The sequence below is a fragment of the Pseudonocardia lutea genome, assembly GCF_042658055.1.
GTDB lineage: Bacteria > Actinomycetota > Actinomycetes > Mycobacteriales > Pseudonocardiaceae > Pseudonocardia > Pseudonocardia lutea.
Map to the genome: position 1 here is coordinate 61300 of NZ_JBHSQK010000087.1, position 20086 is coordinate 81385.

General features: G+C 73.3%; 19 protein-coding genes. 9 read left to right on the forward strand and 10 right to left on the reverse strand.

Annotation, left to right across the window (positions count from 1 at the left end):
* Positions 1-4: 4 nt before the first annotated feature.
* From ACFQH9_RS26970 to ACFQH9_RS26990, 5 genes are all read right to left on the reverse strand, one after another.
* A complete protein-coding gene (locus tag ACFQH9_RS26970) occupies positions 5-1078 on the reverse strand; it encodes an NAD(P)-binding domain-containing protein (protein ID WP_379570310.1) in 1074 nt (357 codons plus the stop codon).
* Between the two features lie 28 nt (positions 1079-1106).
* A complete protein-coding gene (locus ACFQH9_RS26975) occupies positions 1107-2087 on the reverse strand; it encodes a threonine ammonia-lyase (protein WP_379570312.1) in 981 nt (326 codons plus the stop codon).
* 64 nt (positions 2088-2151) lie between these two features.
* The gene (locus ACFQH9_RS26980) at positions 2152-2472 is read right to left on the reverse strand and encodes a putative quinol monooxygenase (RefSeq protein WP_379570314.1); all 321 of its coding nucleotides are present in this window, start codon (positions 2470-2472) and stop codon (positions 2152-2154) included.
* Between the two features lie 16 nt (positions 2473-2488).
* A complete protein-coding gene (locus ACFQH9_RS26985) occupies positions 2489-3277 on the reverse strand; it encodes a vWA domain-containing protein (protein WP_379570316.1) in 789 nt (262 codons plus the stop codon).
* A 221-nt stretch (positions 3278-3498) separates the two neighbouring features.
* Positions 3499-4410 carry an AAA family ATPase gene (locus tag ACFQH9_RS26990; protein WP_379570318.1) on the reverse strand — a complete coding sequence of 304 codons (912 nt, stop codon included), beginning with the start codon at positions 4408-4410 and terminating at the stop codon, positions 3499-3501.
* Between the two features lie 124 nt (positions 4411-4534).
* Between ACFQH9_RS26990 and ACFQH9_RS26995 the strand changes: the two genes are divergently transcribed.
* The gene (locus ACFQH9_RS26995; RefSeq protein ID WP_379570320.1) at positions 4535-6130 is read left to right on the forward strand and encodes a class I adenylate-forming enzyme family protein; all 1596 of its coding nucleotides are present in this window, start codon (positions 4535-4537) and stop codon (positions 6128-6130) included.
* A 64-nt stretch (positions 6131-6194) separates the two neighbouring features.
* Here the strand turns inward: ACFQH9_RS26995 and ACFQH9_RS27000 are convergent, their stop codons facing one another.
* Positions 6195-7814 (reverse strand): AMP-binding protein, encoded by a 1620-nt coding sequence (locus ACFQH9_RS27000; protein WP_379570322.1) that lies wholly within the window; start codon positions 7812-7814, stop codon positions 6195-6197.
* Between the two features lie 114 nt (positions 7815-7928).
* Here ACFQH9_RS27000 and ACFQH9_RS27005 point away from each other — a divergent pair, with 114 nt between their 5' ends.
* The 6 genes from ACFQH9_RS27005 to ACFQH9_RS27030 all read left to right on the forward strand — a co-directional run bounded on the left by ACFQH9_RS27005 (position 7929) and on the right by ACFQH9_RS27030 (position 12723).
* Entirely contained in the window at positions 7929-8381 is a 453-nt protein-coding gene (locus ACFQH9_RS27005; protein WP_379570324.1) for a hypothetical protein, read from the forward strand.
* Positions 8378-8758 carry a MaoC family dehydratase gene (locus ACFQH9_RS27010; RefSeq protein ID WP_379570326.1) on the forward strand — a complete coding sequence of 127 codons (381 nt, stop codon included), beginning with the start codon at positions 8378-8380 and terminating at the stop codon, positions 8756-8758. The genes ACFQH9_RS27005 and ACFQH9_RS27010 overlap by 4 nt, the downstream gene beginning before the upstream one ends.
* A gap of 81 nt (positions 8759-8839) precedes the next feature.
* Positions 8840-10225 (forward strand): phytoene desaturase family protein, encoded by a 1386-nt coding sequence (locus ACFQH9_RS27015; protein ID WP_379570328.1) that lies wholly within the window; start codon positions 8840-8842, stop codon positions 10223-10225.
* Position 10226: 1 nt separating this feature from the next.
* On the forward strand, positions 10227-11339 hold the full coding sequence (locus tag ACFQH9_RS27020; RefSeq protein WP_379570330.1) for an LLM class flavin-dependent oxidoreductase: 1113 nt from the start codon (positions 10227-10229) through the stop codon (positions 11337-11339).
* On the forward strand, positions 11336-11704 hold the full coding sequence (locus tag ACFQH9_RS27025) for a nuclear transport factor 2 family protein (protein ID WP_379570332.1): 369 nt from the start codon (positions 11336-11338) through the stop codon (positions 11702-11704). The genes ACFQH9_RS27020 and ACFQH9_RS27025 overlap by 4 nt, the downstream gene beginning before the upstream one ends.
* Positions 11701-12723, forward strand: a complete 1023-nt coding sequence (locus tag ACFQH9_RS27030) for an LLM class flavin-dependent oxidoreductase (protein WP_379570334.1) — start codon at positions 11701-11703, stop codon at positions 12721-12723. The genes ACFQH9_RS27025 and ACFQH9_RS27030 overlap by 4 nt, the downstream gene beginning before the upstream one ends.
* 21 nt (positions 12724-12744) lie before the next feature.
* Here the strand turns inward: ACFQH9_RS27030 and ACFQH9_RS27035 are convergent, their stop codons facing one another.
* The 4 genes from ACFQH9_RS27035 to ACFQH9_RS27050 all read right to left on the reverse strand — a co-directional run bounded on the left by ACFQH9_RS27035 (position 12745) and on the right by ACFQH9_RS27050 (position 17611).
* A complete protein-coding gene (locus ACFQH9_RS27035; protein ID WP_379570336.1) occupies positions 12745-13323 on the reverse strand; it encodes a DinB family protein in 579 nt (192 codons plus the stop codon).
* Between the two features lie 187 nt (positions 13324-13510).
* A complete protein-coding gene (locus ACFQH9_RS27040) occupies positions 13511-15220 on the reverse strand; it encodes a glycerol-3-phosphate dehydrogenase/oxidase (RefSeq protein ID WP_379570338.1) in 1710 nt (569 codons plus the stop codon).
* A 43-nt stretch (positions 15221-15263) separates the two neighbouring features.
* A complete protein-coding gene (glpK, locus tag ACFQH9_RS27045) occupies positions 15264-16781 on the reverse strand; it encodes a glycerol kinase GlpK (RefSeq protein ID WP_379570340.1) in 1518 nt (505 codons plus the stop codon).
* Positions 16781-17611, reverse strand: a complete 831-nt coding sequence (locus tag ACFQH9_RS27050; RefSeq protein ID WP_379570342.1) for an MIP/aquaporin family protein — start codon at positions 17609-17611, stop codon at positions 16781-16783. Before ACFQH9_RS27050 ends, glpK (ACFQH9_RS27045) begins: the two co-directional genes overlap by 1 nt.
* A gap of 166 nt (positions 17612-17777) precedes the next feature.
* On the opposite strand from ACFQH9_RS27050, the gene ACFQH9_RS27055 reads away from it, so the two are divergent.
* Positions 17778-18539 carry an IclR family transcriptional regulator gene (locus tag ACFQH9_RS27055; RefSeq protein WP_379570344.1) on the forward strand — a complete coding sequence of 254 codons (762 nt, stop codon included), beginning with the start codon at positions 17778-17780 and terminating at the stop codon, positions 18537-18539.
* Positions 18536-20056 carry a glycerol kinase GlpK gene (gene glpK / locus ACFQH9_RS27060; RefSeq protein WP_379570346.1) on the forward strand — a complete coding sequence of 507 codons (1521 nt, stop codon included), beginning with the start codon at positions 18536-18538 and terminating at the stop codon, positions 20054-20056. The genes ACFQH9_RS27055 and glpK (ACFQH9_RS27060) overlap by 4 nt, the downstream gene beginning before the upstream one ends.
* The last annotated feature ends 30 nt before the right edge of the window (positions 20057-20086 follow it).

The following is a 20086-nucleotide window of genomic DNA, read 5'->3' on the forward strand; positions in this document are numbered from 1 at the left end:
GTGATCAGGCCGCCGCGCCCCGCTGCCGCAACAGTTGCACGATCTCGTGCGCGGCCGCCCGGCCCGCCCGGTTGGCGCCGATGGTGCTGGCGGAGGGCCCGTAGCCGACGAGGTGGACGCGCGGGTCGGCGACGGCGCGGGTGCCGTCGAGCGCGATCCCGCCGTGCGGCGAGCGCAGGCGCAGCGGGGCGAGGTGCCCGATCGTCGGCCGCCAGCCGGTGGCCCAGAGGAGGACGTCGGCGGGCTCGGTGGTCCCGTCGGCCCAGGCCACACCGTCCGGGGTGATCCGGGCGAACATCGGGCGGCGGTCGAGCACGCCGCTCTCGATCCCGGCCCGGTACGCGGGAGTCAGCGGCAGCCCCGTCACACTGACGACGGGGCGCGGCGGCAGCCCCGCCCGCACCCGCTCCTCGACGAGCGCGACGGCCTCGCGCCCGGCGACGTCGTCGAACGGGCCCTCCCGCCAGCGCGGCGGGGTCCGGGTGACCCAGGTGGTCGCCGCCGCGACCGGGGCGAGCTGCAGCAGGAACTGCACGGCCGAGGTGCCGCCGCCGATCACGACGACCCGTTGCCCGGTGAACGCCTCGGGCCCGGGGAACTCGACGGCGTGCAGCTGCCGGCCGCGGAACTCCCGCGCGCCGGGATAGGCGGGCACGAACGGGTGCGTCCAGGTGCCGGTGGCGTTGACCAGGGCCTGCGCGGTCCAGGTCCCGGCGTCCGTGTCGACCGCGAGGTCCGCGCCCACCGACCGCACCGCGCTCACCCGCACCGGCCGCCGGACCTGCAGGTCGAACTCCCGCTCGTAGGCCGCGAAGTACTCCGGCACGACCTGGTTGGCGGGCCGGTCGGGGTCCTCGGGCGCGAACGCCAGCCCGGGCAGCGAGTGGATGCGGTGCGCGGAGAAGGCGTCGCCGGCCACGCGCAGGGTGTCCCAGCGGTGCCGCCACGCCCCGCCCGGTGCCTCCTCGGCGTCGAGCACCACGAACCCGGGACCGGGCTCCAGCCCGGTGCGGCGCAGCCCCCAGGCGGCCGAGAGCCCGGCCTGCCCGGCGCCGATCACCACGACCTGCGTGTCCACGCCCGGTTCAACGCGCGGAGGCGGCCGGTCAGTCCCGGACGCCGAACCGCTCGGCCCAGGCCGCGACGTCGGCGAACGTGGCGTTGCCGCCGCACACCACCAGTCCGAGCCGGGCACCCGGCCCGACCCGGTCGAGGATCCGGCGCGCGGCCGGGACCAGGCAGCCCGCGGCGGGCTCGGTCCAGAGCTTCGCGTGCGCCGCGAGGTCGAGCGTGCCGCGCACCGCCTCGGCGTCGGGCACCACGACGACGTCCGTGACCAGGGCCGTGACGTGCTCGTACGTCAGCCGGGAGGCCGACGGCGCGCTGAGCGAGGTCACGATCGACGACAGTGTGACCGGCGTGGGCCCGCCCGCGGTGATCGCCGCGGACAGGGCCTCGGCCCCGGTCGTCTCCACGCCCCAGATCCGCACGCCCGGCCGGGTGGCCCGCAGCGCGGCCGCGACGCCGGAGACCAGCCCGCCGCCGCCGATGCTGACCAGGACGTCCGTGAGGCCGCCGGCGTCCTCGGCCAGCTCGAGCCCGACGGTGCCCTGCGCCGCCACGACGACCGGGTCGTCGAACGGGTGCACCATCGTCCGGCCGGCCCCCTGCAGCTCCGCGGCCAGCGCGAAGGCCCCGGCGATGTCCGGGGTGAGGTGCACGTCCGATCCCGTGGCGCGGCAGGCCGCCACCGTCCGCGACGACGCCGACTCCGGCATCACCACCGCCGCGTCGATGCCGAGGGCGGCCGCCATCTCCGCGACGGCGATGCCGTGGTTGCCGCCGCTGACCGCGACGACACCGGCCGACCGCTCCTCGGGCGTGAGCGAGAGCAGCTTCGCGGTCGCCCCGCGGGCCTTGAACGACCCGGTGCGCTGCAGCAGCTCAAGCTTGGCGGTGACCGGCACCCCGAGCAGGGCGGACAGGCCCGGGCTCTCGACCGTCGGGGTCCGGACGACGTGCCCGGCGATCCGCTCGGCGGCGGCGGTGATCTCGGGGAGGCCGATCAGGGAGCTGCGAACCGTCACGGGAGGAGTCTGCTGGATGGCCCCGGCCGCCGTGCAGCAGGCCGGGGTCCTCCGGTCGGCGCCCTCAGATCGTGCCCTGCTCCGGGGTGCCGGCGGGGATCGGCGTGAAGGTCTTCACCTCGATCGGCCGGGCGAGCCGGCCCTTGAGCGCGGCGCCGGCCTCGGCGAGGGCGGGTCCGGCGCCGTGGGTCTTGAGCGCCTCGGCCGACTCCCAGCGCTCCACGAAGAGCAGGTCGGTCGAATCGCCGGTGCTCTCGTGCAGCGCGTACTTGCCGCAGCCCGGCTCCCCGTGGACCTTCGGGATGGCGGCGAGGAACGCCTCGCGGACGGCCTCCTCCTCGCCGGGCTTGGGCGAGACGGTGGCGACGACGATCACGGGGCTCATCGGGTGTTCTTCTCCTTCAGCGGTTGAGAATGCGGTTCAGGGCGGGGGCGACGTCCCGGTGCGTGTGCACCGGGTGCAGGGTGCCGTGGCCGAGGCGGGCGAGGTCGCGCCCCAGCGGAAGGTCGTGCTCGCCGTCGGTCTCGAGCAGCACGTGCAGCTCACCGAAGCGGCGGGCCAGGTCGCGGGGGTCGGGGCCGGCGTTGTGCACGGCGTCGGTGAGCAGGATGGCGGTGCGCCGGCGGGCCGCGGAGCGGGCGAGCTCGGCGTGCGCGACCGAGAGCCCGAACCCGACGTTGGTCAGCCCGCGGGCCGGGATGCGCAGCAGCTGGTCCAGCAGCGCCGAGGGGGTGGCCGGGGTGGTCAGCGGCTTCAGGACGGCGGCGTCGGACCAGAACGCGACCAGGGCGAGCTGGTCCGAGGCACCGGACAGGTCCGCGGACAGCGCGGCGACGGTGGCCGCGGCGATCCGCACCTTCTCCCCGCGCATGGACCCGGACACGTCGACGATCAGCACCGCGGCGCGCCGGCTGCTCATCCGCTCGCGCACGATGATGTCGGTGTCCTCCGGCCGCGGCCGCTCGGCGAGCATCTCGATGGTCTTGTCGAGGTCGATGTCGTCCGAGCGGTAGGCGTAGGGCACCGACGCCAGCGCGCCCGTGCCGCGTTCGGCGCGGGCGTCGCGCGGGCGGCGGCGCACCGAGAGCCGCCGGGCGATGGCCTGGGCCATGGAGGCGACCGCGGGATCGGGCGGGGTGTCCTCGAGCAGCTCGCCGAGCTCGCGCTGCCGCGCGGTCTGCGAGGTCACGAGCACGCCCTGCCCGCCGGCCGGGAGCTCGTCCTGCCCGGCTGGATCGTCTCGGCCGCGGTCCGGGTTCAGCTCGGCGACGACGGGCGCGCCCTTGCCCTTCGAGAACAGCTCGGGCGCGGTGTCGAGGCGCTTGGGCTTGCGCCGCAGCGGGGCCAGGGTCCGTCGCTCACCGGGGTCGGCGGTGGGCAGCGCGACGGCGATGTCCTTGGGGTCGAGGTTCAGGCGGTGCGGGCCCGGCGCTGCCCGCCGGGGGCGGAGAAAAAATGGTTCTCCCAGATCTCGGTGATGACCCGTTCCGGGGTGGCGTCCGAGGCCTCGTCCACCCCGACCCGCGCGGACAGCGCGAGCAGCGCCGCGTCGAGCACGACCCGGCTGTGCTCGGCGGACGGGTCGATCTGCTGCAGCTCCATGGCGATCGCGACCAGGTCGATCGCGCCGCGCACGGACGAGCCGCGGCGCAGTTCGGGGTGGCTGCGGGTGGCCCGGGTCAGGGCCACCCCGTCGTCGATCAGGCCCCGGTCCCCGCAGCCGGTGCGGCGGGCGACGATGTCGCCCTCCTCCTCGGCGGACTGGTAGCCCACGGCGAGCCGGCACCAGCGGTCGTAGACCGAGTCGGAGATCCGCGCGGTGCCGACGTTGTCGAACGGGTTCATCGAGGCCAGCACGCGGAAGGTCGGGCCGGCGGAGATCGTGCCGACGCGGGGGACGGTGACCGCGCGCTCGGCCATCGCGCCGAGCAGCACGTTGAGGGTGTCCTCCGGCGCGCGGTTGAGCTCCTCGATGTAGAGGAAGCCGCCGCGCTGCATCGCCTCGACCAGCGGGCCCGGCACGAAGTTCTCCGCGGAGTAGTCCTCCTGCAGCACCCGGGCCGGGTTGTGGTGCCCCACCAGTCGGGCGGGGGTGAGCTCGGCGTTGCCCTCCACCAGCACGAACGGCACGTCCCAGTGCTCGGTGATGGCCCGCAGCATCGTCGACTTCGACGTCCCGGGCGGGCCCTCGAGCAGGATGTCCCGGCCCGCGGCCACCGCCGCCAGGACCAGGGTCAGCTCGCGGTCGCGGCCGACCACGGCGCGGGCGATGGCGTCCCGCGCGGCGCCGTCGACCGTGGGACTCGTCGTTGATGCACTCACATCACCATCCGACCTCGTGCGCGGAGCTTCGTCAACCCTGACCGTCTACCAAACGAACGGTGGACGATGGCGGGTGGGGCCGGCGAGAATCGGCACGAGTCGCCGTCGACCCCGGGAGGCCGCCATGACCCGCCGCTGGATCGCTCCGACCACCCTCGGCGACCTCGTCGACCGGCGTGCGGCCGAGCACCCGGCGGACGAGGCGCTGGTCTTCCCGGACGGGCGGGCCACCTTCGCCGGGCTCGCGGAGCGGGCGCAGCGGTACGCGCGCCGGCTGCTCGGGCTCGGCGTGGGCCGCGGCGACCGGGTCGGGACGCTGCTGCCGGCGTCCGTCGACCTCGTCGCCCTGATGATCGGGGCGGCGAAGATCGGCGCGGTCACGGTGCCGGTGAACGCACGGTTCAAGGCCGTGGAGCTGCGGCAGATCGTGGTGCACTCCGGGATGCGGGTGCTGGCCACGGACGCGGAGTCGGTCCCGCTGGTCCGCGAGGCGACGGCGGAGGGTGCGCCCGAGCTGGAGCACCTGCTCGTGCTCGACGACCCGGACTCGCTCGCGGCCGCCGACCGCCTGGCCGCGTCGGACGAGCACGTGTGGGCGCGCCAGCCGGGCGTCCGGGTCCGGGACACCGCGGTGATCGTCTACACCTCGGGGACCACGGCCGCCCCGAAGGGCGCGATGCTCAGCCACGAGGCCCTCACCCGGCTCGCGGACGGGATCGGCGAGCGGATGGCGCTGACCCCGGCGGACCGGGTGTGGACGGCCATCCCGCTCTTCCACGGCGGCGGCATCACCTTCCTGCTCAGCTGCCTCGCCGCCCGTGCCGCCTTCGTGCATCCCGGCTGGTTCGACCCCGCGACCACCCTCGAGCTGCTCACCGCCGAGCGGGTCACGGTGGCCCTGGCGGCGTTCGAGACGATCTGGATGCCCGTGCTGAACCGGCCGGACCTCGCCGACTTCGACCTGTCCCGGATCCGTCTGGTCATGGCCGTCGGGGTGCCGGAGCGGCTGCGCGACATGGCCTCCCGGCTGCCCGGCGCGGTGCACGTGTCGTGCGTGGCGATGACCGAGTCGTCGGCCTTCCTGTCGCTGAACCGCACGGACGACCCGCTGGAGAAGCGCGTGACCACGGGCGGGCACCCGATGCCGGGGATGGAGGTCCGGGTCGTGGACCCGGAGACCGGTGCCGACCTCCCGCCGGGCACCCCCGGCGAGCTGCTCTTCCGCGGTCCCACGGCCTTCGACGGCTACTTCCGCGACCCGGAGCGGACGGCCGAGGTGATCGACGCCGCGGGCTGGTTCCACACCGGCGACCTCGTCGTCGCCGACGCCCAGGGCCGGCTCACCTTCCGCTCCCGGCTCAAGGACATGCTCAAGGTCGGGGGCGAGAACGTGGCCGCCGCCGAGGTGGAGGGGTACCTGCTGGGACACCCGGCGGTGGACCTGGTCGCGGTGGTCGCGGCACCCGACGCGTACTACGTCGAGGTGCCGGCCGCGTTCGTGCAGCTCAAGCCGGGGGCGAGCGTGACCGGACAGGAGCTGATCGACTTCTGCGTGGGGCGGATCGCGACCTACCGCGTGCCCCGCTACGTCCGCTGGATCGCGCCGGGGGAGTGGCCCATGTCCGGCACGAAGATCAAGAAGTACGTGCTGCGGGAGCGGATCGCCGACGAGCTGAAGCAGCGCGGCATCACCGAGGCCCCGCGGATCCGGACGGGCTGAGCGAACGGCGCTCCCGCTCGCTCCTCGTGAGCGGAAGTGTCGTCGGTGCAGGTCGAGAGCGTGGTCAGGAGGCTGCGCGGGAGCTCAGCACGGGGGCCTCCGTGATCCCCGCGGCCGTCAGCTCGTCGGCCAGGCGCTCCTTGAGCCGGAACTTCTGCACCTTGGTCCCGGACATCGGGAAGTCGTCGACGAACCGCACGTACCGCGGCACCTTGAAGGTCGCGATCCGGCCGAGACAGAAGGCGACCAGCTCCTCCTCGGTGGCGCTGGCACCCGGACGGAGCTGCACGAACGCCGCCGGGACCTCCCCGTAGCGGGCGTCCGGCGCGCCGACCACCTGCACCAGCCCGACGGCCGGGTGCTCGCAGAGGAAGCCCTCCACCTCGGCCGCCGCGACGTTCTCCCCGCCGACCTTGAGCATGTCCTTGAGGCGCGAGACGAACCGCAGCCGTCCCGCCTCGTCGGCGACGACGAGATCCCCGGAGGCGAACCAGCCCTCGGCGTCGATCCGCGCCGCCGTCGTCTCGGGGTCGCGGTGGTAGCGGACCATCCGGGAGGCGCCGCGGAACCGGAACTCGCCCGGGCTGCCGGGCGGGACGGGCTCCCCGGTCTCCGGGTCGACGACCGTCGCCTCCATGTGCCGCAACGGGAGGCCGCTGGTGGTCGCGCGGACCTCGGCGGGGTCGTCGGGGGAGCCCATGCAGCAGAACCCGAACGACTCGGTCATGCCCAGGCAGGAGGTCTGCACCGCCTGTGGCAGCCGCGCCTGCATCGCGCGCATCCGTTCCGGCGCCCCGACGTTGATCACCAGGCGCAGTGCGGAGAGATCGGCCTCGGGGTAGCGCGGATGCTCCAGGACCGGCATCCAGATCGTCTCGAACGCGGGGAAACCGATCGTGCAGCGCTCGCGTTCGAGCTGGTCCAGGGCCCGTCCGGGTTCGAACGTGCCCACGTGCACCATCCCGCAGCGCCCGGCCAGCGCCGCGATCGCCACGTCGAACCCGCCGCAGTGGAACATCGGCAGCGGGGCCCAGAACCGGTCGTCGGGCCGCAGGCCGAGCCGCTCCGCGACGGCCTCGCCCTCGGCGACCAGGGACGCGTGGTCGTGCACGCAGCCGCGCGGGCGCGACGTCGTGCCGGAGGTGTAGAGCATGAGGATCGGGTCCGCGGCGCGCAGGGCGGCCCGGGCCTCGTCGGCCGCCCCGGGATCCGCGGACTCGTCCAGCCCGTGCAGGAACCCCGGCGCGGGGTCGTCGAGGGCGACCACGGCACGCAGCAGTGGGGCGGCGTCGAGCGCGAGCCGGCCGGGTGTGCCCTCCGCCAGCCCCGGCAGCGCCTCGTGCAGCACCGGCGCGAACTCCGCGGTGGTGAGCAGCAGCCGCAGGTCCCCGTCCTCGATCAGGTGGCTCAGCTCGCGCGGCTTCAGCCGGGTGTTGAGCGGCACCGTCACCGCGCCGATCCGGGCCGCGGCGAGCCAGAGCCGGTAGCTGTCGAGGCAGCCGTGCAGGAGCAGCCCCACGGAGTCGCCCGGGCGCACGCCGAGCGCCCAGAGCGCGGCCGCGAGCCGGCGCGTGGAGCGGGCCAGCTCGGGGTAGGTCTCGCGGCCGTCGGGGAAGACGACGCCCTGGTCCGGCGCGTCCACCGCGCGGCGCTCGAGCAGGTCGGGAACAGTGGTGTCCGGCATCCTCGTCGGCCCTCCCGAGCTGTCCAACGACCGTTTGACAGTGGACGGTAGCAACGCCCGGGGGTCGCGTCGAGGTAGCTGACTATCAACCGTCCAGTAGGTACGCTGCTCCTCGTGATCACCGAGGAGGAGCTCGCGGGCGCCGTCGGTCACAGCATGCCCGGCGGCACCGCCCGGGTCGAGTACTACGCGGACTGGCTGCTCCGGGACGCCCTGGGTGCGCCCCCGGGAGAGCCGGGTCTCGCGCACCCCACGTTCGCGTTCCTCGCCGCGCAGGGAGGCGTCGGGCTCGGCCTCGAGGAGGTCTTCGCCGTCTTCGGCGCCTCCTCCGCCGACGGGCCGATGCTCGGCGAGTGGGCGGTGGACTTCGCCGAGCCGCTGCGGCTCGACGTCGACTACGCCGTGACCTGCGTCGTCGAGTCCGCGCGGCGGAAGACGGGGATGCGCACGGGGGTGTTCGACCTGGTGACCGTGCGGATCGAGCTGACCGGGCCGGACGGGGCCGTGCACGTGACCGTCCGGCCGACCTACGTGTTCCCGCGCCGCTCGGCGGCGGGATCGGCATGAAGGTCGGGGACGCGCTGCCGGAGCGCGTGGTCGAGTCGGTCGACCCGGAGAAGATGAAGATCGCCGCGGCGCTGCTGCGGGACCCGAACATGATCCACCTCGACCCGGCCGTCACCGAGAAGCTCGGCATGGGGTCGCGGGTGGTCAACCAGGGGCCGCTGAACCTGGGCTACATCCACACCCTGCTCGAGCAGTACGGGCGGGTGGTCGCCTCGCGCTTCCGGTTCCACGGCACCGTGTTCGCCGGCGACCGGGTCGTCGCGGGCGGGCGGGTCACGGCTGTCGACGGGGACCTCGTCGACTGCGAGGTCTGGCTGGACGTGACGGGCGGGGCGCGGGCAGTCTCGGGGACGGTCCGGATCCGTCGTGCGCGATGAGCGCTTCCCGCGCACGGACGCTTGCGGGATCCGATCCGCCGTGACACCGTGTCAACCGGTCGGTTGGTAGAGAGAGGTGTCATGCCGAGCTACGACGTCGTGGTCATCGGGGCGGGCGCTGCCGGGCTCTCCGCGGGTGCGCTGCTGGCCAAGGAGGGCAAGCGGGTCGTGGTGCTCGACCGCAGCCCCCACCTGGGCGGGCGCGCCATGGCGGTGCCGGACGAGGGGTTCACCGTCAACCTCGGCGGCCACCTCATCGAGGACGGCGGGTCCGGCATCACGAAGGTGTTCGAGCACGTGGGCAAGGAGCTGATCCACGGCGAGGTCAGCAACGACATGCCGATCTGGGAGAACGGCAAGGGCTGGGGCTCGATCCGCGACCGCTACACCGACCGGACCGAGCTCAAGAAGGTGATCAAGGCCCTGGTCGAGACCCCCTACGAGGAGCTCGACGACTGGGACGACCGCTCGCTGCGCGAGTGGATCCACCAGTACACGCACGACCAGGGCGTGGTGGACCTCTTCGAGTTCATCTCCGTGCTGGAGTGCATGACCGACAACTGGTACGACCACTCCGCCAGCGACAACCTCTACGTGCGCAAGATGCACTTCGAGGAGCGCAACACCGCCGCCTACTCCTGCTGGCCCGGGCAGGGCTGGGACGGGATCTGGCGCGACCTCGCCGACGCGGTCACCGAGAACGGCGGCGAGCTGCGGCTCGGCACCTCGGTCGAGCGGGTGATCATCGAGAACGGCGCGGTGCAGGGCGTGGCGGTCGGGCGGGAGCCCAAGGTGCTGCCCAACGAGTTCTTCGAGGAGGAGATCCTCACCGCACCCGCGGTGATCTCGACCCTTCCGGTGTGGAACGTGCTCGACGTCGTCCCGCGGTCCGCGCTGCCCGAGTGGTACGCCTCCCAGATCGAGTTCCTCGCCCAGGACAAGTTCCGGATCGCCTGGCTGGGGCTCTATCTGGCCACCGAGGAGCCCGTCACGCAGTTCCACCCGCGCGAGCTCGCGACCTGGACCGCGACGCCGTCGACCGAGTGCTCGGGCTTCATGTTCGACCAGTCCGCGATGGACCCGTCGTGCTCGCCCGAGGGCACGCACCTGCACGTGATGGGCGCGATCATCCCCGGTGCCAAGGGGCGGGACCGCGAGTGGTGCCGGGCGACCATGGAGGCCTTCGAGCGCGACGCCGAGGTCATGTGGCCGGGCTTCGCCAAGCCGATCTGGCGGCGCCGGCACCTGGTGTTCGAGCCGAGCTTCGGCGTGATCCAGATGCCCGGCCTGGTCGGGAGGTACCGGCCGCACTGGCGGGCGCCCAACGTCGAGGGGCTGTGGTTCGCCTCGGAGACCTTCCGCAGCCGCGGCATCGGCACCGACCGGGCCGCCCGCGCGGCGCTGACCTGCGTCGAGGACTACCTCGGCGGCCGGATCCCGACCTTCGGCGACGGGTGGAGGTACTGAGGTGAACCGCCTGCAGCTGGGCGTCCCCGGGCAGATCATGCCGCCGGCCGACGCCGCGGTGAGGTTCGCGCAGCGCAGCGAGGCCGAGGGGTACGACGCCGTGTGGTGGCCGGACCACCTGATGGGCTGGCACGCGGACACGATGTGGACCCCGGACCTGACGCCTCTGGCGACGGTCCAGGCCAACCCGCACACGTACTTCGACCCGATGATCATGATGGGGGTCGTCGGGGCGCAGACCTCGACCATCAAGGTCGGGGTGGTCGTCACCGACCTGATCCGGCGCAACCCGGCGATGGCGGCGGCGACGGCGTTGACCCTGGACCACGTGACCAGGGGCCGGGCGATCATCGGGCTCGGATCGGGGGAGAAGCTCAACGTCACGCCGTACGGCATGTCGTTCGACAAGCCCGTCGCGAAGCTCTCCGAGGGCATCGACGTGATGCGGCTGCTCTGGGAGGCCGACGGGCCGGTCGACTACCGGGGGAGGTTCCACACGCTGGAGAAGGCCGTGCTGGGGCTGCAGCCCTACGGCGACACCCCACCGGAGATCTGGACCGCCGCGCACGGCCCGCGGATGCTGAAGCTGACCGGCACCAAGGCCGACGGCTGGCTCCCCACCAAGATGACCGCGCCGGACTACGGCAAGGCGCTCACCACGATCCAGCAGGCCGCACAGGACGCCGACCGCGACCCGGCGACGATCACCCCGGGCATGCTCGGCTACCTCCTCCTGGGCCCGGACGAGGAGACCGTGCGGCGGCTGACCGAGGCGCCGCTGGTGCGGGCGCTGTGCGTGCTGCTGCCCTCGCAGGTGTTCCGAGACCTCGGTGTCGAACCCCCGCTCGATGCGGGCTCGGGCTTCCACGACTTCATCCCGACGACGATCCCGCGCGAGGAGTCCCTGCGGATCATCGACGCGATCCCGCCGGAGGTCGTGCGGCACTACGCCTTCTGCGGCACCCCCGAGCAGGTCGCCGAGGAGCTCCACGAGTACCGCGAGGCGGGCCTCGAGCACCTGGTCATGTGGAACATCACGGCGTTCGGCGACCCGTCGCTGGCGAAGTGGTCCTTCCAGGCGATGGCCGAGCTGAAGAAGCTGGTGGGCTCGTGAGCCGGGCGGTCGTCGAGGCCTACTTCGCCGCGATCAACGCCGACGCCTTCGCCGAGCTGGTCGGGGTGTTCGCCGAGGACGTCGAGATCCACACGGTGGGGGCGGAGCCCGTGGTCGGGCGGGAGGCGGCGCTCGCGCACTTCCCCGAGGTCCTCGCGAACTACGCCGAGCACTCGGACCGGGTGACGCGCTGGATCGAGACCCGCGACGCGATCGTCACCGAGATCGACTTCGCGGGGAAGCTCATGGACGGCCGACCGGTCGTCTTCCCCGCGCTCGACGTGTTCGACCTGCGCGACGGGCGGATCGCCAGGGTGACGACCTGGTACGACACGAGGGACGTGCGGCGCCAGGTGGCCCCGTGAAGCTCGGGGTCACCCTCCCCGTCGACGACGGCCTGGGCGTCCCCGAGTACCTCCGGCTCGTCCGCGCCGCCGAGGAGGCCGGGTACGACTCGGCGTGGGTCGGCGAGGTGACCGGCCCCGAGGTGTTCTCGATGCTCGGGGTGCTGGCCGCGAGCACCTCGCGGATCCGGCTCGGGTCCGGGATCGCGACGGTCTACCCGCGCTCGCCGGCGTTGGCGGCGATGGGCTTCGCGACGCTCGCGTCCGCCGCCCCCGGCCGGATCCTCGCCGGGCTGGGTGCGAGCAGCCCGATGATCACCGAGGACTGGCACGGCCGAGCTCACACCCGGCCGCTCGCGACGGTCGAGGGCTACGTCCGGGTGCTGCGGGCGGCCTGGGCGGGGGAGCGGGTGGCCGTCGAGCACCCGCGCACGCAGGGCTTCCGTGCCTCGCTCCTGCCACCGGAGCCGCCGCCGATCGTCGTCGGGGCGATGAACCCGAAGATGCTGCGGCTGGCCGGCCGGGTGGCCGACGGGGTGTTCCTCACCTGGTCCCCGGTCGACGAGATCGCCGGCAGGCTCGCCCTGGTCCGCGAGGGGGAGAAGGAGGCCGGCCGCGAGCCCGGCAGCGTCTGGGCGATGGTGTCCTTCTGGGCCTACGCCGGCGACCGGGTGCCGGAGGCGACCGAGCGCATGCGCCGGCTCTGCCTGCAGTACGCGATGGTCCCGACGCACGCCGGCTCCTTCGCCGGGGTGTTCCCGGAGATCGGCCGGGCCACCGGGCTGTGGCGCTCCGGGGACCGCCGCGGCGCCCTCGCCCTGGTGCCGGACGAGCTGGTGCACCGGCTGTGCGCGGTGGGCGACGGCGCCACGGTGGCCGCCCGGGCCGCCGCGATGCACGAGGCCGGCGTCGACCTCGCCGTCCTGCTGACCCCCGGGGCGGTCGCCGGGGAGCTCGACGGTCCCCTGCAGACCGTCACCCGGACCGCCGAGGCCGCGCTGCTGGACCGGACGAACGGCGCTCTCGCTCACCAGGAATGAGCGAACGCGCCGTTCACCGGGTCAGCCCATGGTCTTCGCGCCGTCGATGGCCTCACGGATGATGTCGGCGTGGCCCGCGTGCTGCGAGGTCTCGGCGAGCACGTGGAGCAGCACGCGGCGCACCGACCACACCGCGCCCGGCTCGAACCAGGGGGCGCTGGGCAGGGGCTGGGTGGCGTCGAGGTCCGCGGTGGCCACCACCTCGTCCGTGGCGGCGGCGACCCGCTCGTAGTGCTCCAGCAGGGCGGGCAGGGTGTCGGCGTCCGTGAGCTGGAAGCGGGTGTCGACGAACTCGCCCGACTCCATCGCCGCCTGCATCGCCTCGGCGTCGAAGCCGGCGTCGCCGCCCATCGCGCCCGGCCTGCCCAGCGCGAAGTCGATCCAGCCCTGCTCCGTGTCCGCCACGTGCTTGATCAGCGACGCGAGGGTCAGCTCGCTCACGGTGCTGCGGGTGCGGGCCTGCTCGTCGGTCAGGCCGGCGACGGTCTGCCGCAGGAAACCGCGGTGCCGGCGCAGCGACTCCAGCAGGTCCGCGCGCTCGCCTCGCAGGGTGCCCGTCGCGGGCTCTGTTGTTGCTTGCTCGGTCGCCGGCTCGGTCACGGACGCCTCCTCGCGTCGGCAGCAGGTCGGGCGGGCACCGTACCGCGAGAAGGGGCCAGGATGCGGCCACGCAGTATGGCTCCACAACGCGAATCCACCGGCCCCGAGAAACGCATTATGGTTCCATAACGCGACAATCCTGGTCGAGAAGCGCGTTATGGAACCATAGTGCGACGGTATCGCCGGATCAGCTGACGGGCACCACGTCCGGCGCGCCCATCCGGGCGGAGTCGGCGGTGGCGTCGTCGGGCATGGTCTGGCTCTCCCGCTCGGCGGCGACCCGCCCGCGGTAGTGCTCGACCTCCTTCGCCTTCTGCTCCTCGGTCCAGCCGAGCACCGGGGCCATCAGGTCCGCGGCCTCCTGCGCGGCGCCGAGACCCCGGTCGAAGGTCTCGATGCTGGTGCGGGTGCGGCGGGTGAGGACGTCGTCGAGGTGCATCGCCCCCTCGTGCGAGGCGGCGTAGACGATTTCGGCCCGGATGTGGTCCGGGGCGCCGGTCAGCGGCTCGCCGAGGGTCTTGTCCTCGGCGACCAGGTCGAGCACCTCGTCGATCAGCGAGCCGTACCGGCCGAGCAGGTTCTCGATCCGCGCCGGGTGCAGCCCCGAGCGCTCGGCGATGACGTGCACCGAGTTCTGCAGCGCCTCGTAGCCCTCGGCGCCGAGCAGCGGCACGTTCTTGGTGACGGACTCGGGCACCTTGGCGTCCAGGCCGTGCACGGCGGCGTCGACGGCGTCCTTGGCCATCACCCGGTAGGTCGTGTACTTGCCGCCCGCCACCACGACCAGACCCGGCACCGGGGTGGCGACGGCGTGCTCGCGGGAGAGCAGCGACGTGGACTCCGACTCGCCGGCCAGCAGGGGCCGCAGCCCGGCGTAGACGCCCTCGACGTCCTCGTGGGTCAGCGGCTGCTCCAGCACGGCGTTGACGTGCTCGAGCAGGTAGTCGATGTCCGCCTTCGACGCGGCCGGGTGAGCCTTGTCCAGGTCCCAGTCGGTGTCCGTGGTGCCGATGATCCAGTGCCGGCCCCACGGGATCACGAACAGCACGGACTTCTCGGTGCGCAGGATCAGCCCGGAGTCCGAGCGGATCCGGTCCCGCGGCACCACGAGGTGGATGCCCTTGGACGCGCGGACGTGGAACCGCCCGCGCTCGCCGGCCAGGCCCTGGGTCTCGTCGGTCCACACACCGGTGGCGTTGATGACCTGCTTGGCCCGCACCTTGACCAGGTCGCCGGTCTCGAGGTCGTGGACCTCGGCGCCGATGACCCGGCCGGACTCCTTGAGCAGCCCGACCACGCGCGCGCGGGTGGCCACGTGGGCCCCGTACGCGGCCGCGGTGCGGGCGACGAACATGGTGTGGCGGGCGTCGTCGACCTGCGCGTCGTAGTACTGCAGGGCGCCGACCAGGGCGTCCTTGCGCAGCGACGGCACGATCTTCCGGGCGCCGCGGCGGGTGAGGTGGCGGTGGTGCGGGACGCCCCGGGACTGCCCGGAGAGCAGGCCGAGGGTGTCGTAGAGCGCCACGCCGGAGCCCGCGTACAACCGCTCCCACACGTGGTGCTGCAGCGGGTAGATGAACGGCACCGGGTGGATCAGGTGCGGCGCGAGCTTCTGGATCAGCAGCCCCCGCTCCTGGAGGGCCTCCGCGACGAGCCGGAAGTCCAGCATCTCCAGGTAGCGCAGACCGCCGTGGATGAGCTTCGAGCTGCGGCTCGACGTCCCCGCGGCGAAGTCACGGGCCTCGACGAGGCCCACGCGCAGGCCGCGGGTGGCGGCGTCGAGGGCAGCCCCGCTGCCCACGACGCCCCCGCCGACGACGAGAACGTCGAGCTCCTCCCGAGCCATGTCCTCCAGCGCCCGCGTGCGGGCGGAGGGGGAGAGCGCGACGGATCTCATGATCAGATGTTCCTTTCCCAGCGGGAGGCCGGTGGCCGGGTGCCTAGTCGACCTCTACCCAGTCCAACGTCCGCTGCACCGCCTTCTTCCACTGTGCGTAGCCGCTCTCACGCTGTTCCCCGGACCACTTCGGGTCCCAGTGCTTGGACTCGTTCCAGTTCTCCCGGAGCTCGTCGGTGTCCTTCCAGAACCCGACGGCCAGGCCCGCCGCGTAGGCCGCCCCGAGCGCGGTGGTCTCCGCGACGACGGGCCGCGAGACCTGCACGCCCAGCACGTCCGCCTGGATCTGCATGCAGAGCTCGTTGGCCGTGACGCCGCCGTCGACCTTGAGGACCTCCAGGTGCACCCCGGAGTCCTTCTCCATCGCGTCGGCGACGTCCTTGCTCTGGTAGCAGATGGCCTCGAGCGTGGCCCGGGCCAGGTGGGCGTTGGTGTTGTAGCGCGAGAGTCCGACGATCGCGCCGCGGGCGTCGGAGCGCCAGTACGGGGCGAACAGGCCGGAGAAGGCCGGCACGAAGTACACCCCGCCGTTGTCCTCGACCTGGCGGGCGAGCGACTCCGACTGCGCGGCGCCGGAGATGATCCCCAGCTGGTCGCGCAGCCACTGCACGGCCGAGCCGGTGACGGCGATCGAGCCCTCCAGGGCGTAGACCGCCGGCTCGTCGCCGAACCGGTAGCAGACCGTGGTCAACAGTCCCGAGTCCGACCGGACGAGCTCGGTGCCGGTGTTGAGCAGCATGAAGTTGCCGGTGCCGTAGGTGTTCTTGGCCTCGCCGGGGGCCAGGCACACCTGCCCGACCATGGCGGCCTGCTGGTCGCCGAGGATGCCCGTGATCGGCACCTCGCCGCCGAGCGGGCCGTTCGCCAGCGTCTTCCCGTACGGCTCGGGCGAGCTCGACGAGCAGATCCTCGGCAGCATCGAGCGCGGGATCCCGAACAGGGCGAGCAGCTCGTCGTCCCAGTCGAGGGTCTCGAGGTCCATCAGCATGGTCCGGCTGGCGTTGGTCACGTCCGTGACGTGCACCCCGCCGTTCGGGCCGCCGGTGAGGTTCCAGACCAGCCAGCTGTCGGTGTTGCCGAAGATCGCGTCGCCGCGCTCGGCGACCTCGCGGACGCCGTCGACGTTCTCCAGGATCCACTGGATCTTGCCCCCGGAGAAGTAGGTGGCGGGCGGGAGGCCGGCCTTGCGACGGATCGTGTCGCCGTGGCCCTCGCGCTCCAGTCGCGAGGCGATGCGGTCGGTGCGGGTGTCCTGCCAGACGATCGCGTTGTAGAGCGGCCGGCCGGTGTTCTTGTCCCACACCACGGTGGTCTCGCGCTGGTTGGTGATGCCCAGCGCCGCGAGGTCCTTCGCGGACAGCCCGGTCCTGTTCAGCCCGGTCTGGATGACCGAGGAGGTGCGCTCCCAGATCTCCACCGGGTTGTGCTCGACCCAGCCCGCCTCGGGGAGGATCTGCTCGTGTTCGAGCTGGTGGCGGCCCACCTCGTTGCCGCCGTGGTCGAAGATCATGAACCGGGTGCTCGTCGTCCCCTGGTCGACGGCACCGACGTACTCCGCCATTACTTGTCCCCTCCGTGCTCGACGACGACCTCGCGCCCGACCGGCTGCTCCTCGGTGTCGTCCGGGAGCAGGTAGCGGCCGACGAGGATCTTGAAGAAGGCGCCGCCGACGAGACCGCCGACGATCGGCGCGACGATCGGCAGCCACCAGTACGGCGTGCCGTTCGGATCCACCCAGGCCGTCGAGTAGCCGGTGATGTACGACGCGAGCCGCGGCCCGAAGTCACGGGCCGGGTTGATCGCGTAGCCGGCGTTGGCGCCGAAGGCCATGCCGATCGCCACGACGAGCAGGCCGATCACGACGGGTGCGAGGTTGGCCAGCGGCGGGTTGTTGAGGGCGTTGACCAGGGCGAAGATCACGAACACGAGGATCGCGGTGCCGACGACCTGGTCGAGGAAGGCGGTGGGGATCGAGACCCCGCCGCCCCCGTTGCCCGGCAGCGTCGAGAAGATGATCTGGGTCTTGGCAGTGTGGCCGGGGTCGGCCCGGTTGATCAGGTCCGCGTAGACGACGCGGACGATCAGCGCCGCCACGAAGGCGCCGAGGGTCTGGGCGATGACGTAGGGGACCACCCGCTTCCAGGGGAAGCCCTGGAAGGCGGCCAGCGCGACGGTGACCGCGGGGTTGAGGTGGGCGCCGGAGATCCGGGCGGCGACGTACACGCCGAGTGTGACGCCGATGCCCCAGGCCCAGGTGATCGAGTCGTGGTCGCCCAGGGGACTGTCCGCCGGTGCGGTGAGGACCTGCGCCACCACGCCGCAGCCGAACAACAGCAGGATCATCGTCCCGGCGAACTCGGCGCTCAGCGCGCCGAAGTAGGAGTTCCGCATCGAACTCTCCTTCCGGTCGTGACGGCCCCCGCCCGGGCGTGCGCGCCGAGCGGGGGCCGAACGGGACAGACGCTAGGAACGCGTGCCAGGCGCGACAACGGTCGACGTTCGACAATGTCGAACTGATCCTGTCGACCGCGTCACACCACCCCGTAGGCTCCCACCCGTGCCGGGAGCGATCCAGTCCGTCGAACGGGCGGCCGCGATATTGCGGCTGCTCGGCGGCGCGGGCCGCCCGCTCGCCCTCGCCGAGCTGGCGGCCGCGCTCGACCTGCCCCGACCGACCGTCCACGGCCTCGTCCGCACCCTGCGCGACGAGGGGTTCGTCGACCAGGACCGGACCACCGCGCTCTACCGCCCCGGGGCCGGGCTGCGCCGGCTCGGCGGCGGCTGGGACCGCCACGACCTGCGGGCGCGCGCGATGAACTGGGCCGACGCGCTGGCCGGCGGCACCGGCTGCGCGGTCTACCTCGCCGCGCCGGTCGGCACGATGGCGAGCCTGGTGCACCACGTCTTCCGGCCGGACGGCTCGCCGCAGACCCTGCGCACCAACACCGAGCAGCCGCTGCACGCGACGGCCTGGGGCAAGTGCCTGCTCGCGTTCGCGCCCGTGGCGACGCCGCCGGCCCGCGAGCTGGAGCTGCGCCGCTACACCGGCCGCACGGCGAGCACCGTGGCGATGCTCGAGGCCCATCTCACCGCCGCCCGCGCCCGCGGCATGGCGACGGACGTCGGCGAGTTCGAGGCGGGCGTCGGCGGCGCGGCGGTTCCGCTGCGCTCGGGCGGCGGGCTCACGGTGGCCGCCCTGGGCATCGCCGGGCCCGTCGAGGAGCTCTTCGGCGGGGGCGGGGAGCCGCGCCGGCACCTCGCCGAGCAGCTGCAGCACGCCGGTCGGGAGATCTCCGCGCTGCTGGTGACGCCCCGATGAGCGAGCCGCGGACCTCGCCGGCGCGCGAGCGCGTGGTCGCGGCCATCGACCAGGGCACGACGTCGACGCGCTGCCTGCTGTTCTCCCGCTCCGGCCGGATGCTCGCCGTGGCCCAGCGCGAGCACCGCCAGCACTACCCCGAGCCGGGGCGGGTGGAGCACGACGCCGAGGAGATCTGGCGCAACGTCGCCCGGGTGGTGCCGGAGGCGCTGCGCCGGGCCGGGCTGGAGCCGGAGAACATCGTGGCGTTGGGGATCGCCAACCAGCGCGAGACCACGGTGATCTGGAACCGGCACACCGGCGCCCCGCTGGCCCGCGCGATCACCTGGCAGGACACCCGCACCGGCCCGATCGTCGCCCGGCTGGTCGAGGAGGGGCTCGGCCCGCTCTACGCCGCGACCAGCGGGTTCGGTCCGGCGACCTACTTCGCCGGCCCCCGGCTGCGCTGGCTGCTCGACCACGTGCCGGGGGCCCGGGAAGGGGCGGAGGCGGGCGACGTCCTGTTCGGCACGATGGAGAGCTGGCTGATCTGGCGGCTCACCGGCGGCCCGGCGGGCGGGGTGCACGTCACGGACGTGACCAACGCGAGCCGGACCATGCTGATGGACCTGCGCACCCTCGAGTGGTCGCCCAAGCTGCTCGCGGCGCTGCAGGTCCCGGAGCGGATGCTCCCGGAGATCCGGTCCAACGCCGAGGTCTACGGGGTGTGCGCGGAGGTGCTGCCCGGGGTGCCGGTGGCCGGGGCGCTCGGCGACCAGCAGGCCGCGCTCGTCGGGCAGACCTGCTTCGCGCCCGGCGAGGTCAAGTGCACCTACGGCACCGGCGCCTTCCTGCTGAAGAACACCGGCGCCCGGATCGGCGGCTCGGCGCAGGGGCTGATCCCGACGGTCGGCTACCTGATCGGGGAGCGGCCCGTCTACGCGCTGGAGGGCTCGATCGCCGTGACCGGCTCGCTGGTGCAGTGGTTCCGGGACTCGCTCGGCATGATCGGTACCGCGGCGCAGATCGAGACCCTGGCGATGACCGTGCCGGACAACGGCGGCTGCTACGTGGTGCCCGCCTTCTCCGGGCTCTACGCGCCGCACTGGCAGGCCAACGCCCGGGGCGTCATCGTGGGCCTGACCAGCTACATCACCCGCGGGCACCTGGCCAGGGCGGTGCTGGAGGCCACGGCGTGGCAGACCCGCGAGGTCGTCGACGCGATGAACGCCGAGTCCGGCATCCCGGTCACCCGGCTCAAGGCCGACGGCGGCATGACCGCCGACCACCTGCTCATGCAGTACGTCGCCGACGTGCTCGACGTGCCGGTGGAGCGCCCGCTCGGCTCCGAGGCCGTCTCGCTCGGGGCGGCCTACGTCGCCGGTCTGGCGGTGGGGCACTGGCCGGGGCTGGAGGTGCTGCGCGCCAACTGGCACCGGGCGGCGATGTGGGAGCCGGACATGGACGCCGCGGTGCGCGAGCGCGAGCGCGAGAACTGGGCCCGCGCGGTGGCGCGGAGCTACGACTGGGTGCGCTGAGCCCCCGTCCCGACCGGGTGGCGGAGTGTT

Excerpts from the sequence above, each read along its gene's own strand:
- glpK (WP_379570346.1), top strand. The coding sequence starts at position 18,536 with ATGAGCGAGCCGCGGACCTCGCCGGCGCGCGAGCGCGTGGTCGCGGCC.
- glpK (WP_379570340.1), bottom strand. The coding sequence starts at position 16,781 with ATGGCGGAGTACGTCGGTGCCGTCGACCAGGGGACGACGAGCACCCGG.
- ACFQH9_RS27015 (WP_379570328.1), top strand. The coding sequence starts at position 8,840 with ATGCCGAGCTACGACGTCGTGGTCATCGGGGCGGGCGCTGCCGGGCTC.
- ACFQH9_RS27000 (WP_379570322.1), bottom strand. The coding sequence starts at position 7,814 with ATGCCGGACACCACTGTTCCCGACCTGCTCGAGCGCCGCGCGGTGGAC.
- ACFQH9_RS26980 (WP_379570314.1), bottom strand. The coding sequence starts at position 2,472 with ATGAGCCCCGTGATCGTCGTCGCCACCGTCTCGCCCAAGCCCGGCGAG.
- ACFQH9_RS26995 (WP_379570320.1), top strand. The coding sequence starts at position 4,535 with ATGACCCGCCGCTGGATCGCTCCGACCACCCTCGGCGACCTCGTCGAC.
- ACFQH9_RS27050 (WP_379570342.1), bottom strand. The coding sequence starts at position 17,611 with ATGCGGAACTCCTACTTCGGCGCGCTGAGCGCCGAGTTCGCCGGGACG.
- ACFQH9_RS27010 (WP_379570326.1), top strand. The coding sequence starts at position 8,378 with ATGAAGGTCGGGGACGCGCTGCCGGAGCGCGTGGTCGAGTCGGTCGAC.
- ACFQH9_RS27040 (WP_379570338.1), bottom strand. The coding sequence starts at position 15,220 with ATGAGATCCGTCGCGCTCTCCCCCTCCGCCCGCACGCGGGCGCTGGAG.